We start from the raw sequence: 12,991 nt of genomic DNA on the forward strand, positions 1-12,991 counted from the left end.
GGTGCCCATACTGGCCTAGTTCACCATAGTTTGTAGAATCCTGCGTTGTTGCAGGGAAACCAGGGCGGTGGTGCGAGGACCCGGATGGGCTCCTACTGTCCGGGTGCTACGCGGTCATCCGGGATCATTGACCACAAGGTTGCCATACGTTCGGCACCTTCGGGTATTTGGGTAGGGTCCTCGAGTTCGTACTCACGCAGAATTTCACGGATCCGGTCCGAAAGCTCCTTGCGTTGCGGGTTGGTGAGGTACAGCAGGTTGCTCGCCAAAACCACGGCAGCAGGCTCTTCGCCGGAGCCACCCCGCTGACGGCGTTCGCCACGGGCCCTGGCAAATGCCGAAGCCCTTCGGCGGAACGCATCGAGCTCCAGGTCAACCACTGCGATTTCCGGGCTGGCTACGCTGCCTCCCGAGATGGTGAAGTCCGTCCCTGCGGCCTTCCAACGCCGTTCACGGGCGTCGCCTGCATTCTCCGCCGGAGCCACAATCCCCCACTTTTGGAGCGCACGGAGGTGATAGCTCATTGCGCTGGGGGTCAGGCCGGTCCTCGCTGCGAGTTCGGTTGCCGTGTGGCTGACCTGGGTAGCGTAGAGCTCGGAGATGACCTCGATGCGGGCAGCGTGTGCAAGTGCGCGAATGGCCTTGGGATCGGTGATCTCAATCGTCTTTTCGGCACGCTTGCGCCGGGGAACGTCGCCTGACGCTTGGGATGGCTGGTTGTTCGCAATCACTTCATCAGTGTAGTCAGCGTCACTTCCATGCGGGCCGGCGGGCGGCGCATCGTCCTTTTTCATGCCGTGGCCTGCCCGGCTGGCGAAAGAAGGAACGAGTCGGGGACCAGGAAGCCATCCAGGACGAGGTTGGTGACCTCCCGGAGCAAGCCTTCCCGGAAAGCATCCTCGTCGAAGTCTTCGCTGCCGCCCAGGAGGGCTACCAGCGCCGAGGCGATCTGCCCGACCGACAACTGTCCATCGCATGCCGAAACGAAGCCGGCGAGCTCGGTGCTGAGCAAGTTGGTTCGGCGGAGACCTGCGCCCTGGCGCAAGAGGATGACCCCGGGGTGCTCAGCTCCCGGACGCTGGTGGCGTTCCTCCGTGACGTCTTCCGCGACCACCAGATGAGCGTCCAGCAGCGGATTGGCTGCCACCCAGTCCGCGCGTTCCACGGCGGCGCCGAGGTGGGGTCCAATCGGCTGCTCGATGGCGTAGGTGATCTCTTCAAAGCGGTTGATGGTGACCCCCTCGGGGGACACCGGACGGCGGAGCCAGATCATGCCAAAGCCAATGCCCTCGACATTCCGCGACGCGAAGTCCTGCAGATAGGCGGCGTATGCCTCCTTATAGTGGCCGCCCTCACGGTTTTGTGAAGCGTCCTGCAGCCACGTTTCCGCGTACTGCTCCGGCCCAACCTGCTCGCGTTGGATGAACCAGACATCCAGACCCGAGTCTTTCAGCCATGCTGTGGGACGGTCCTTCCAGTCAGACCCTGAGGTGACTTCCCAGTTACCGAGCATTTGGGCGGTCCCTCCCGGCTGGAGGACACGCGCCAGGGACTGGACCAGGGAAGCTACGATCTCGTCGCCGGGCAGGCCACCGTCCCGGTAAGTGAACTGCTCCGACGGCGATTCGCCGCCAGTCCGGGGCGTGATCACGAACGGTGGGTTGGACACCACCAAGCCGAACTGTTCCCCTTCCACAGGGTCAAGCAGCGATCCCAACCGCAGGCTTACCCGGCTCCCCAAATCGTAGGGATCCAGGTCCAACTCCCGCGCATTGAGGAGGAGGTTGAACCGGGTGAAGGCAAGGGCACGCTCGGAGATGTCCGTGGCGGTCACATGGTCGCAGTGGTGCAACAAGTGAAAGGTTTGGATGCCGCACCCGGTCCCCAGGTCGAGCGCCCGCTCCGTGTGGTGCCTGACCGTGGTTTGGACAAGTGTCGTCGATGCGCGACCGATTCCCAGCACATGGTCGTGCCTCAGTACGCCCGGCTGCTGATGGGCGGCGAGGTCGCTTGCCACCCAGAGGTCGGCGCCCCCGCTGCCGTCAGGGTTGGCATCCCAGCCGTAGGGCCGCAAGTCGACTTTGGCGTGGACCATCCCGGATTCCGCCGTGACCAGCCCCAGTTCCACCAGTCCTTGCACGCCGGTCCCGGGGACAGCGTCTTCCATTGCGGCGGTGGTTTGAGGGACGGCGAGCAGCCACAGCCGCACCACGGTGGTCAGCGCCCGCACCGCCGAATCTTCAGAGACAGCGAGCCGTTCGCTGGCCAACAATGCGGGGATGAGTTGATCCCTTCCCAGGGCATCTGACGCGGATTGACCCAACAGCTCAGCCACCCCGTCCACGGTGTAGGACATTGCGCGGAGGTCAGCGGCGAGCGCTGTGAGCAGTTCCGGACGGTCGCTGCGCGGAGCATCGTCAATATTGCCGGTTGTAAAGAAGGTAGCTGTCTCAGTCACCTTGCAAGTGTAGGTGCGGTAAACGGTGGCTGCGGATGCCGGCCCCACGCTATGTGGACAAAGATCGGTGTCCGAAGCCGGTAGCGTTGAGTTTATGCTCAACTTCTCCTCCACAAGGCGCCGCGCGGGCCTTGTTGCCATCACTGCTGCAGTCCTCATGGCAGCCTGTGCTTGCCAGGCACCGGCCAACATCGCGGACGCGGACGTCCCAGCGTGGAAGGCGACTGCTCTCCCGGAAGCCAATGGTGTGGTGCTGGAGGACTCGGGAAAGATACTGAACCGGGACCCGCTGCTGAAGGAAGCGGCAAGTGTCCCCGCTGGAACCTACACCCTGACAATGGCGTGCGACGGGAGCGGCAAGGCCTACTTCGCGGTCTCCGCGGGAGGGAACAAGATCACCGACGCGGCCGCCGCATGCAACGGAAACCGTGACATCGTCAAGATCAAGGTGCCCGTTACCGGCCCCCTCAGCATCTCCACCAGCAGTGTCGACGCCCCGCTGATCTTCGCCTATCACCTGGCTCCCGCAACCAGTTAATCGAGCCCCGCCACCTCCCGCACTAAAGCCTTCAGCCGCAAGCCATGCGGGCGTAAAGTCAGTGCATGGGGAGCAAGGCAGCTCGCTCGGTGATGGCACGGCGGTCGGCGAGGGCCGCCGTCGTACTCCTCATTGCGCTTGGCGGAAGCTTGGCGGGCTGCGAATACACCGGCGACGGCGGCCCGCAGGCAGATCCCAGCGCTACGGCAGGCAACGTGGTTCTGCCGCCCGATCCCGAGCTGGAAGAGACTGTCACCGGGGATGCGCTTCAAGAATGGGCGAAGTCGGCGCTGCCCGAATCCCAAGGGAAGTCGTTCTTCTCCAGCAGTGGTTACCTCAACGCCGGGGAGTCCAAATCGGAGCAGACGATGCAGTTGCCGGGCGGAACCTACGCAGTGACGCTGGCATGCCGCGGCACCCGACGGGTGATGTTTGCGGTCAAAGTGGGTGAAGCGGAGCTCGTGGACCTGACTCTGGGGTGCGCAAATGCGCGGGTCAACGTGGTGCAGCTTGAAACGGACGCGGTGCTGTCCATCACGGTGGGATCCAGGTCAGAAGCCAACTTCGCCTACCGGGTGAGCAAACTGTAGCTCAGCCGGTCATGCGGCGTCGCAGCCCCCGGGGCAGCGCAGGGTTTCGGGGCTGGAAGCACAGTCGGCGCAATAGAGGGTCAGGGTGCGGCAGCTGGGGTTGGAGCAGTTCTCGAACTTGTTCGTCGGTGCTGAGCATCGGACGCACTCACCAAGGGTTTTGGCTTCGTCGCTGAACTCAACGTGCATGCGCTTGTCGAACACATACAGGGAACCCTCCCAGAGCCCCTTGTCCTTGAACGTCTCGCCGTATCGGACGATTCCGCCATCCAGCTGATAGACCTCTTCGAAGCCGCGGTTAACCATCAAACTGGACAGAACTTCGCAGCGGATGCCCCCGGTGCAATACGTCACTACGGGCTTGTCCTTGAGGTGGTCGTACTTACCCGAATCGAGTTCTTTGATGAAGTCGTGGGTGGTGTCCACTTCCGGAACGATCGCATCCTTGAACTTGCCGATCTGCGCTTCGAAGGCGTTCCGCCCATCGAAGAACACCACGTCTTCGCCACTGGCCTTCTTGGCGTCGACCAAAGCGTGCAACTCCTCCGGCTGGAGGTGCTTGCCACCGCCAACCACACCGCCGGCGTCCACCTTGAGTTCGCCGGGTGCGCCGAAGGACACAATTTCGTCGCGCACTTTGACGCTCAGGCGCGGGAAGTCCGCGGCGCTGCCCTCCGACCATTTGAAGTCGATGTCGTGGAAGCCCCGGTACTCTCGGGTCGTTTTAACGTACTGCTTCATGTTGTTGAGCTCGCCACCGACCGTGGCATTGATGCCATCCTTGGAGATAAGGATCCGGCCGGTCAGCCCGAGCTTTTCGCACAGGGCACGCTGCCACAGACGCACGGCGTCGGGGTCGGCAATCGGGGTAAAGCCATAGAAGAGCACAATTCGGTTCAAAGCCACTATTCAAGGGTACTTGGTGCAGTAAAATCGGCCCTTCCCGACGCCCGGCTGCCCGTCTACCAGCGGGAAGTCACAATTGCATAAGCAACGTTCCTCCGGCTGGTATCGCTCTGTTGCTTCCCCGGGTGCTGGCATACTCTCTCTACATGAGTCCAGACGCCTTGGTTGAAGACATTGCGCACCTCTTGGAGGTCTGGGTAGCCGGCTGGTCCGGCTGCCGTGGCTATGAGAAACGCAAGGAGGGTCGTTTCCCTGCAGCCCTGCGAGCCGACAAAACCGGTGACTGGGAGTATTTCGCCCACGATCCCTCCGATGAAGAGTTCGCCGGCCTCGCGGCAAAGACCGCGGAATCACCGGCCCGCATCCTGACGGTCCTCACCAATGACGTCCAAAGGTATAAGTTCCTCGCGGAACAGCACGGTCTCACAGTGACGTCCGCTTCCCAGACCATGATGATCGTGGACATGGAAACACAGGACGCCGAGGATCCCTGGCTTCCTGATGACGACCTGGAGCTTGCAGTGTCCGAGTCGAACGGCGTCCACCACGCGGTGGTCCACAGCGGCGAGAAAGTCGCAGCCAGTGGCCGGGTTTTGGTGGTGGACGGAACCGCTGTCTTTGACAAGATCGTCACCGAACCGGATTTCCAGCGAAGGGGGCTTGGGACCTTCATCATGAAAGCCCTCGCGGCCCAGGCCTATTCACACCAGGTGGAGAACGGGCTTCTCCTGGCTTCCCTGGACGGACAGAAACTGTATTCGCACCTTGGATGGGACGTCGTGGGCCACGTGCTGATGATGTCGGCCAGCGGAACCGAAGGATCGGACCTTTCGGGCAGCTGACACCTCCTCCCTGAAGCCATGGACGACGGCAGCACCCCTGCGTGCCGCCGTTCGCGGCTCTCAGCCGGGCGACGGTACGAACAGTGACAGAATGATTCGGTGGCTTTACCAAATTCGCTGATCTCCTTGCTGGGCCGGACTCCCGACCCCGAGCAGCTGCGCCATGTCCACACCATCCCTGCCCGAAAAGCGGTCAACGAGCCCTGGCCCCAGTGGGTGCATCCAGACATTGTCGACGCCTACAGGACACTCGGCATCCAGGAGCCGTACCGTCACCAGGTCCAGGCTGCCGACATTGCCCACTCCGGCCAACACGTAGTCATCGCCACCGGTACAGCCTCCGGGAAGTCTCTCGCATATCAGTTGCCCGCCCTCGACGCCATCCACCGATCGGAACTGCGGGTCCTCTCCGATCCGGGAAAGATCCACGATGACGGCGCCGTCACCTTGTACCTGTCCCCCACCAAAGCCTTGGCGGCAGACCAACTCGCGGCCATACGCGGGCTGAAACTGCCCACAGTCAGGGCAGAAACGTATGACGGCGATACAGACGTGTCCGCCCGCCGTTGGATCCGGGACCACGCCAACTTCATCCTGGCCAACCCGGACATGCTGCATTTCGGAATTCTTCCCAACCACACCTGGTGGGCCCGGTTCTTCCGAAGGCTCCGGTACGTCATTGTGGACGAAGCGCACAGTTACAGGGGCGTCTTTGGCTCTCACGTTGCCAACCTCATGCGACGTCTCCGGCGGATCTGCGCTTACTACGGTGCTGGTACCTCTTTTCCGGAGCCCGTGTTCATCGCGGCTTCTGCCACCGCGTCGGACCCCGGAGTTTCGTTCGGCCGGCTGATCGGCGCTCCCGTCAGGGAAGTATCTGAAGACTGCTCTCCGCACGGTTCCACCACGGTGGCTTTCTGGGAACCCGCACTGACCGACGTCAGGGGTGAGAACGGAGCCAAGCAGCGAAGGACCGCTGTGGCCGAAACCGCGGATATCCTGGCCAACCTGGTCGCCTCCCGTGTCCGAACCATTGCCTTCATCAAGTCCAGGCGCGGGGCCGAGTCCATTTCCTCCATCACCAAAAGGCTTTTGGACGAGGTCGACCCCAGCCTCCCGGGAAGGGTGGCCGCGTACCGGTCCGGCTACCTGCCAGAAGAACGGCGGGCCTTGGAACAAGCATTGAGGTCCGGGCAGCTTCTGGGGGTCTCCAGCACATCCGCGTTGGAACTCGGCATCGACATATCGGGTCTGGACGCCGTGCTGGTGGCCGGCTGGCCGGGAACACGGGCGTCCCTTTTCCAGCAGATTGGACGCGCGGGGCGTGCTGGACAAGACGCCATCGCGGCTTTCGTAGCAAGCGACGATCCCCTGGATACGTATTTGGTCAACCACCCGGAAGCCATTTTTGACGTATCCGTTGAGGCCACGGTCTTTGATCCGGGAAACCCGTACGTCCTGGGTCCGCATCTGTGTGCGGCCGCTGCCGAGTTGCCGATCGGACCTGCTGAGTTGGAGCTCTTTGGTGCTACGGCCGAAGGTCTCCTGGATCGTTTGGTGGCCCAGGGGTATCTCCGCAAACGTCCAGCCGGATGGTTCTGGACCCACCCCGAGAGTGCGGCCGGAATGGTCAACCTCCGGGCCGACGGCGGCGGACCTGTGAGTATTGTCGACGCCGGAACCGGATCCCTGCTGGGAACAATGGATTCGCCGCAGACCCACTACCAGGCCCACACCGGCGCCATCTATGTGCACCAAGGAGAAAGCTACTTGGTGGAAGACCTCAACGAGGCAGATCATTGCGTGATGGTGCGTCGGGTGAATCCCGACTTTTACACCACGGCCCGTGACGTCACCCAGATCGAAGTGCTCGAAACATCCCGCACGGTCCAATGGGGTGACATCACTGTGCACTTCGGCGATGTCAAAGTTACGACGCAAGTGGTTTCCTTTCAGCGCAAGGCATTGATTTCAAACGAGATCCTCGGAGAGGAACCCCTCGAGCTCGGGGCCCGGGACCTGTTCACGAAGGCCGTCTGGTTCGTGGTGGACAACCGTTCGCTTCATGGCGCAGGGCTGGTGGAAGCCCAGTTCCCTGGCGCCTTGCATGCTGCTGAACATGCAGCCATCGGGCTCCTCCCCCTGGTGGCGTCCAGCGACCGATGGGACATCGGCGGCGTGTCCACTGCCTTGCATGCCGACACCGGAGTGCCCACGATCTTCGTCTATGACGGACACCCGGGCGGTGCCGGTTTCGCGGAACGCGGTTACGAGAAAGCCAAAATATGGTTGTCGGCCACCCGGGACGCCATCAAGGCGTGCGAGTGTGAGGCTGGCTGCCCGTCCTGTGTTCAGTCACCCAAATGCGGCAACAAGAACAGCCCCCTGGACAAGGCAGCCGCCGTTACACTTCTGGACGTCTTGTTGAAGGACGCCGTCTAAGCACCGCCCTAGGGCGGCGGCCCGGCACGGGCCCGTCCGGTGGCAGCGCCCCAAGCGAAGGCATACGCCAGTTCGGTGGTGACCTCTACCTCGTCGCCGCCAAGAACCTTGCAGGAGGTGAGCCGGGCTTCGTGACGCCCAGCAACATCGCCGGCCACTGCGCAGGGCTCTCCCGAAGCAAGACCCCGTTCGGCATCAGCAGCTGCCAGCGCCGCGAGGTCAGCCGCAGTGGCTGCCCGCGACGCCGTAACGCTTGCCTGGACCAAAAGCAACAGCCCTGCCAGCAAGGCCATGACCACCGCTCCCAGAGCCAAAGCAAGGACCGTCCCAGCCCCGCGGTCGGATTGGACTCGGCCTGGTGCAGGATGGCGAGCCGTCACTAGCGCTTTCATTGGGAAACCGACTCGGTCCGGGCCGACGCAGAGGCCTTCAGGTTCCACGGGATCAGGTATCCCAAGGCCCCGCCAACCGGAGAGGTGGCCGTTACCCTGCACCAGCCGCCCTCCTCAGACAAGCCGGGAACAGCTGCTTCGCCAGCCAAACGCTTGACGATGTTTTCCACCGACCCGGGCGACTCACCCCTTGCTGATGCACGCGCCCCCGCCCGGACTGCCTCCTCCAGCCGTACCTGCGTAACGCCTGCGGCGCCACCTGCCAACAGGAAGGCAAGGAGTAACACCACCGCCGGCAAAGCGACGGCAAACTCGGCAGTGACAGCGCCTTGTTGTTTGCCCCAGCGGAGCTCGCTCCTGCAGGCAGGCAGCACTGGCGTCATGGCAGGGACAATGCGGTGCGGATCAGGTTGAGCAGGAAGCCGCGTACCTCTTCGCTGCGAAGAATCACCACCAGCAAGCCGGCCAAGCCCACGGCAGCCAACGTAGCAATGGCGTACTCGGCAGTGGCCATGCCCGCTTCCGACCCGAAAACCCGGGCATCAGCCCCGAGGCTCCTGTTCCGCCCTCTCCGGCGTTTGAGTGTCCCGACTCCGTAGGGCGCAGCGAGATCAAGGTCAGTTGCAGGGGTAGGAGCCGGCACATCGCCGAATCCGGAATCCATAAACGGCTCCAGTTCGAACTGCCTGATTCCGAAGGGTTCCATTGCATGTCCCTCCTCTGCAGTACCGAATGCCTGACTTGCTCGGCGAAGTTGGGAGCGGCGTCCGGACGGAGCACGAAGAAGTGTTTTCATGGTTGCTTCCTTTCAAAGATGCCGACGGTTCTGCCGACAAACCTGACTCTTCCGTGGCTGGATCGGGGCTGGTAGGGAACGATTCCCGCAAGTGGATAACCCCGGCTTCGCACGGATTGTGGAGGGACAGTGGCACCGCGGACAGTGGGCACTACAGACGGCGTCACAACTGAGCGCCCGTCACGATGGCGCGGCGGGCGCTCAGGGAGCTGTAGGGGGTGACCCGCTCAGCCAGAAGGCACCATGGCGATCAGCACGGGCACGATGCCAAGGCAGATGAAGGCGGGCAACGAACAAAGGCCCAATGGAATGACTAGTTTCACGCCCAACGCTGCCGCCCGCTTCTCTGCGGCACGGAAGGCTTCGCGCCGTTCCCGGGCCGCTTGGGCATAAAGGATCGACGCCGACGGAGCACCCGTGATGGCTGCGAAAGCCAGCGCATTTTTCAACCGCACCACTTCGGGTGAGGGTTGCGTGGGAGTCCGCCAGGCGGTCTCCCAGTCGGCTCCAATTGCCAGTGCCGCAACGACTGGTCTCAGCGACTGCTGGATCGACGGGGAAGCCGCGCGAGAGATGAGCTCCAACGCACGCCCGATGCCCGCACCAGCGTCGAGCATGGAAGCCACCAGCTCCAGCATCATCGCTGTGTCGCGGAGACCGTCGGTTGGCGAGCGAGGATGCTCCGGCCCGTCGGAGGCCTCCGGGCCGGGCGTGCCCGCCAAAGCCCAGGGAATTCCATGCGGTGTTCCCAACGGGCCCTTATGATGCCCGGGTCTGGCCCAACAGATGAATGAGGCCAAAGCCAGAACGGCAACCATCAGCATGACTCCGGACATCAGTATCCCCCTGCAGCTGAGGCAACCAGCCGTGACGACCAGACGCGGCCCGCAACGGTCAGCAGTAGCCCCGCTCCGAAGGTTGCAACACCAAGGATGTTGTCCAGCAGGATTCCCAACGGGTCCACCCCCAGGGCCATCCCGAGGAGCAGTCCGAAAACCGGGAGCCACGACAACAGCTTCACTGTCGCTTTGGGACCTGCGAGCGCAGTTTGCCGGGCGGCCTCCGCATCCTCTTCGGCGATGAGTTGGGCTGCGAAGCGGGAGAGGAGGTCCGCCAGCGGGCAGCCGCTGGCTTCTGCTACTTCCAGGCACGCGGCGAGCTCCATCCACACGCGCCGCTCGTTGCTTCCCCGGGCCGTGTATGACTTGGCTGCTGAGCTGCGGATGGCATGGGCCGGTGAATTTCCGACGGCGGCCGCTGCACGTGCGCCGGCCAGCACCCTTTGTGACCTGTCAGAAAGCAAGGCCGTTTCGGTTGATGCGACGCGGTTTTCGTCCTGCTGCGCTGCGTGAACCAGCCAGAGTTCTTCCCACAACCGGGAATTCCCCCGGCCACCACGCAGCAAGGCGGCAAGTTGCTGGACCAAAACCACCAGGGACAGGGGCGTCGGGCGCTTCTTCCTGCGTAGCAAACCCACTCTGAAGCCTTGGAAACCCCCACCCAGCACGGCCGGCTTTCCCAAGCTGCGCCTGACCCTCCGGCTGTCAGCACGGCTGCCTCGGAGATTCACCCACGCCGCTAAGCCCGTGACGATGACGAATACGGCGATCATCCGTTCCGGCCCATCACCGTCGAAGGGGCCGGAACCTGGAGGGCGTGATGCGTTGCCGCCCTCTTCGGGTCGGCAGGGTCCAGCCCGAGCCGGCCGGCGAGTCCCGGCCACGCCGGTCCAGGTTCCATTCCGGACGGACTACGTCGGAGCGCAGCCACTACCTTTTGGCCCTCAGGGGTGTCAGCCAGGACACCAATGGATGCCACCTTGCGTCCCCACTGCGTCCGCTCCACGTGGATCACCACATCCAAGGCGCTCGAAACCTGCAACCGGACGGCCTCCGCGTTCAGCCCTGCGAGCGCGCCCAAGGCGACCAGACGTGCCGGAACGGCCTCTGCGGTGTTGGCGTGGATGGTTCCCCCACCGCCTGTGTGCCCGGTGTTGAGCGCAGTCAGTAGTTCACGGACCTCAGCTCCACGGCACTCTCCAACAATCAATCGGTCAGGACGCATGCGCAGGGCCTGCCGGACCAGCTCTCCGAGGTCCAACGCACCTCCACCCTCCAGGTTCCCGTGCCGCGACTCCAGCGTCACCACGTGAGGGTGGACCGGGTTGAGCTCCGCCGCGTCTTCTATCAACACCAGGCGCTCCGTCGGACTGCTGAGCCCGAGCAAAGTAGAGAGCAACGTTGTCTTTCCCGAGCCTGTGGCACCGCTGACCAGGAAGCTCAGCTTGCGGGCCATGATGGCGCGAAGGACTACCTCCACGTGCTCGGGAAACATGCCCCCTTCCCGCAGTTCCTCCAGAGCGAAGACTTCCTCGCGTCGGATGCGAACGGACAGAAGGGTGCCGGCTGTCGATATGGGCGGGAGCACGGCGTGAATCCGGTAGCCGCCGTTCAGCCTGACGTCCACGCACGGGGAACCGTCGTCCAGCCTGCGTCCGCCGGCCGAGATCAACCGGGAGGCGAGCGACCGGACCTGTTGCTCGTCGTCGAAGCGAATGGCTGAACGTTCAAGGCCTTGGCCGCGGTCCACCCATACTGACTCCGGGCCGTTGACGAAGATATCCGTGACGGCGGGGTCCCGGACCAGTTGCTGGAGGGGGCCAAGTCCGTTCAGCTCCGCATTGATCGACTCGGCCGCTTCCAACGCACCAGCCGCCCCCAGCAGCCTGCCGCTTGCCTGGACTGCTGCCGCAACGGTGGACGGAGTCACGGGCCCACTACCGGCGAGCACTGATTCCCGAACGGTTTCGAGAAGGACCGAGTCCAGCCTCCGGCCATGCCTCCTGCGTGCGGAATCGGGTACGCGATTCATTGGCCTTTTCCATCCAGTTCAAGGACAGCCTCGGCAAAACGAACCACAGGTTTACGACGGCCCAGTTCCAGCAGGCGTCCCAGCTCAGTCCCTGACGCTACTCCCCGAAGCTCCGGAACCCGGCACACCAGCGGCAAACCCAAAGAATCCGCAATCAGCGAAGCGTCGACTGATGTGGAACTGTTTCCGCGGATGAGCAGGCCCGAATCCACTGGCGGGAGTTCTTGCAGGATCCGTGCAGCAGCGACCGCGGACTTCAGGTGGGACAGGGCTTGGAGCAGCAATCTGTCGCAGTCCCAAGCGAGCGTCGACGTTCCGTCACCGTTTCGCCCAATGTCCACCACGATGAGCTCGAAACTCCGGCGCGCGGCATCCATGACGGCAGCCACCGCGCCGGCGTCGGGAGTCGGGACTGCGTCCCGTGTTCCTGGCCACGACAAATAGGCGAACCCTCCCGCGATCGGCAAGGACTCCCGTAACTTGGTGGGGTCGATGCTTCCCCTGGTTTCTGCGAAGTCCGGCCATCGAAGGCCGGGAATGTCATCTGCCGTCACCGCCAGTTCCAGCCCACCGCCCCAAGGATCTCCGTCGATGAGCATGGTGCTGATGCCGTGGCTGGCAGCTGCCTGGGCAAGCCAGACCGCGGTGGTAGTGGCGCCTGCCCCGCCGCTTCCGCCGATGACACCCACCACGTTCCCGCCCGGGTCAGGGGACCCGGACAGGCTGAGGTGTTCGGCCAACCAGCCAGCTGCTTCAGGCAGTACCGCCACACGTTCGGCTCCCAAGGCAGCTGCCAACCTCCACAGTCCGTCCCCGTCCGAGGCCCTGCCCAGCAGCACCGTCGGCGCTCTTCGCCGCGGTGGTAACTCCCGCACGTCACTGCCCACCAGGACGACGGCGGCGCTGTCCCACCCGTGGAGGGCTTCCCCGACATCCGCCGCGGTCCGCAGGCTTCCCCCTGCGGCCGCAACGATTCGTTTGGCCTCCTCTTGAAGGTAGCTATCACTGGATACGAGGAGGACTTCAACGGCATCCTGAGGCAGCCAGTTGGCACCTACCTCGACATCCGGACTCCCGGTTCGTTTTTGCCTTCGATCGTGCTTGCTCATGAACCCCACCATGGCTGCCGGAGACTCCAGCTTGAAGGGCCCATCAT

The 12,991-nt window shown here is 63.5% G+C and carries 14 protein-coding genes; 4 read left to right on the plus strand and 10 right to left on the minus strand.

What is annotated here, in order from left to right:
- Window positions 1–92: 92 nt before the first annotated feature.
- Window positions 93–794, minus strand: a complete 702-nt coding sequence (locus ABHM97_RS17380; protein ID WP_349471661.1) for an ArsR/SmtB family transcription factor — start codon at window positions 792–794, stop codon at window positions 93–95.
- Window positions 791–2,458 carry a DUF7059 domain-containing protein gene (locus tag ABHM97_RS17385; protein ID WP_349471662.1) on the minus strand — a complete coding sequence of 556 codons (1,668 nt, stop codon included), beginning with the start codon at window positions 2,456–2,458 and terminating at the stop codon, window positions 791–793. The genes ABHM97_RS17380 and ABHM97_RS17385 overlap by 4 nt, the downstream gene beginning before the upstream one ends.
- Window positions 2,459–2,552: 94 nt before the next feature.
- Here ABHM97_RS17385 and ABHM97_RS17390 point away from each other — a divergent pair, with 94 nt between their 5' ends.
- Together ABHM97_RS17390 and ABHM97_RS17395 are read left to right on the plus strand one after the other, a co-directional pair.
- A complete protein-coding gene (locus tag ABHM97_RS17390; protein ID WP_235517400.1) occupies window positions 2,553–2,996 on the plus strand; it encodes a DUF6023 family protein in 444 nt (147 codons plus the stop codon).
- Window positions 2,997–3,061: 65 nt separating this feature from the next.
- Window positions 3,062–3,586 (plus strand): DUF6023 family protein, encoded by a 525-nt coding sequence (locus ABHM97_RS17395; protein WP_284986269.1) that lies wholly within the window; start codon window positions 3,062–3,064, stop codon window positions 3,584–3,586.
- 9 nt (window positions 3,587–3,595) lie between these two features.
- Here the strand turns inward: ABHM97_RS17395 and trhO are convergent, their stop codons facing one another.
- Window positions 3,596–4,492 carry an oxygen-dependent tRNA uridine(34) hydroxylase TrhO gene (gene trhO / locus ABHM97_RS17400; protein ID WP_235517402.1) on the minus strand — a complete coding sequence of 299 codons (897 nt, stop codon included), beginning with the start codon at window positions 4,490–4,492 and terminating at the stop codon, window positions 3,596–3,598.
- A gap of 146 nt (window positions 4,493–4,638) precedes the next feature.
- Between trhO and ABHM97_RS17405 the strand changes: the two genes are divergently transcribed.
- Together ABHM97_RS17405 and ABHM97_RS17410 are read left to right on the plus strand one after the other, a co-directional pair.
- The gene (locus tag ABHM97_RS17405; protein WP_349471663.1) at window positions 4,639–5,334 is read left to right on the plus strand and encodes a GNAT family N-acetyltransferase; all 696 of its coding nucleotides are present in this window, start codon (window positions 4,639–4,641) and stop codon (window positions 5,332–5,334) included.
- A gap of 99 nt (window positions 5,335–5,433) precedes the next feature.
- Window positions 5,434–7,776, plus strand: a complete 2,343-nt coding sequence (locus ABHM97_RS17410; RefSeq protein WP_349471664.1) for a DEAD/DEAH box helicase — start codon at window positions 5,434–5,436, stop codon at window positions 7,774–7,776.
- Between the two features lie 8 nt (window positions 7,777–7,784).
- Here the strand turns inward: ABHM97_RS17410 and ABHM97_RS17415 are convergent, their stop codons facing one another.
- The 7 genes from ABHM97_RS17415 to ssd form a co-directional block, all read right to left on the minus strand.
- Window positions 7,785–8,168 carry an Rv3654c family TadE-like protein gene (locus tag ABHM97_RS17415; protein ID WP_235517405.1) on the minus strand — a complete coding sequence of 128 codons (384 nt, stop codon included), beginning with the start codon at window positions 8,166–8,168 and terminating at the stop codon, window positions 7,785–7,787.
- A complete protein-coding gene (locus ABHM97_RS17420; protein ID WP_257370923.1) occupies window positions 8,165–8,551 on the minus strand; it encodes a TadE family type IV pilus minor pilin in 387 nt (128 codons plus the stop codon). The genes ABHM97_RS17415 and ABHM97_RS17420 overlap by 4 nt, the downstream gene beginning before the upstream one ends.
- Complete coding sequence (locus ABHM97_RS17425; RefSeq protein WP_349471665.1) at window positions 8,548–8,874, minus strand: DUF4244 domain-containing protein; 327 nt, start codon at window positions 8,872–8,874, stop codon at window positions 8,548–8,550. The genes ABHM97_RS17420 and ABHM97_RS17425 overlap by 4 nt, the downstream gene beginning before the upstream one ends.
- Before the next feature lie 317 nt (window positions 8,875–9,191).
- Window positions 9,192–9,686 (minus strand): type II secretion system F family protein, encoded by a 495-nt coding sequence (locus tag ABHM97_RS17430; RefSeq protein WP_502921305.1) that lies wholly within the window; start codon window positions 9,684–9,686, stop codon window positions 9,192–9,194.
- Between the two features lie 113 nt (window positions 9,687–9,799).
- Window positions 9,800–10,441, minus strand: a complete 642-nt coding sequence (locus tag ABHM97_RS17435; protein ID WP_349471667.1) for a type II secretion system F family protein — start codon at window positions 10,439–10,441, stop codon at window positions 9,800–9,802.
- Between the two features lie 131 nt (window positions 10,442–10,572).
- Window positions 10,573–11,835, minus strand: coding sequence for a TadA family conjugal transfer-associated ATPase (locus tag ABHM97_RS17440; protein WP_349471668.1), 1,263 nt, complete (start codon window positions 11,833–11,835; stop codon window positions 10,573–10,575).
- Window positions 11,832–12,944 (minus strand): septum site-determining protein Ssd, encoded by a 1,113-nt coding sequence (gene ssd, locus ABHM97_RS17445; RefSeq protein WP_349471669.1) that lies wholly within the window; start codon window positions 12,942–12,944, stop codon window positions 11,832–11,834. Before ssd ends, ABHM97_RS17440 begins: the two co-directional genes overlap by 4 nt.
- Window positions 12,945–12,991: the final 47 nt, after the last annotated feature.

Origin of the sequence: Paenarthrobacter sp. CAP02, from assembly GCF_040137855.1 — a bacterium.
In the GTDB taxonomy this organism is placed as follows: Bacteria; Actinomycetota; Actinomycetes; order Actinomycetales; family Micrococcaceae; genus Arthrobacter.

What these genes read in the sequence shown, in the direction of transcription:
- ABHM97_RS17425 (WP_349471665.1), bottom strand. Translation starts at nt 8,874, where the DNA reads ATGGAACCCTTCGGAATCAGGCAGTTCGAACTGGAGCCGTTTATGGAT.
- ssd (WP_349471669.1), bottom strand. Translation starts at nt 12,944, where the DNA reads ATGAGCAAGCACGATCGAAGGCAAAAACGAACCGGGAGTCCGGATGTC.
- ABHM97_RS17440 (WP_349471668.1), bottom strand. Translation starts at nt 11,835, where the DNA reads ATGAATCGCGTACCCGATTCCGCACGCAGGAGGCATGGCCGGAGGCTG.
- ABHM97_RS17390 (WP_235517400.1), top strand. Translation starts at nt 2,553, where the DNA reads ATGCTCAACTTCTCCTCCACAAGGCGCCGCGCGGGCCTTGTTGCCATC.
- ABHM97_RS17415 (WP_235517405.1), bottom strand. Translation starts at nt 8,168, where the DNA reads ATGAAAGCGCTAGTGACGGCTCGCCATCCTGCACCAGGCCGAGTCCAA.
- ABHM97_RS17380 (WP_349471661.1), bottom strand. Translation starts at nt 794, where the DNA reads ATGAAAAAGGACGATGCGCCGCCCGCCGGCCCGCATGGAAGTGACGCT.
- ABHM97_RS17405 (WP_349471663.1), top strand. Translation starts at nt 4,639, where the DNA reads ATGAGTCCAGACGCCTTGGTTGAAGACATTGCGCACCTCTTGGAGGTC.
- ABHM97_RS17395 (WP_284986269.1), top strand. Translation starts at nt 3,062, where the DNA reads ATGGGGAGCAAGGCAGCTCGCTCGGTGATGGCACGGCGGTCGGCGAGG.
- ABHM97_RS17420 (WP_257370923.1), bottom strand. Translation starts at nt 8,551, where the DNA reads ATGACGCCAGTGCTGCCTGCCTGCAGGAGCGAGCTCCGCTGGGGCAAA.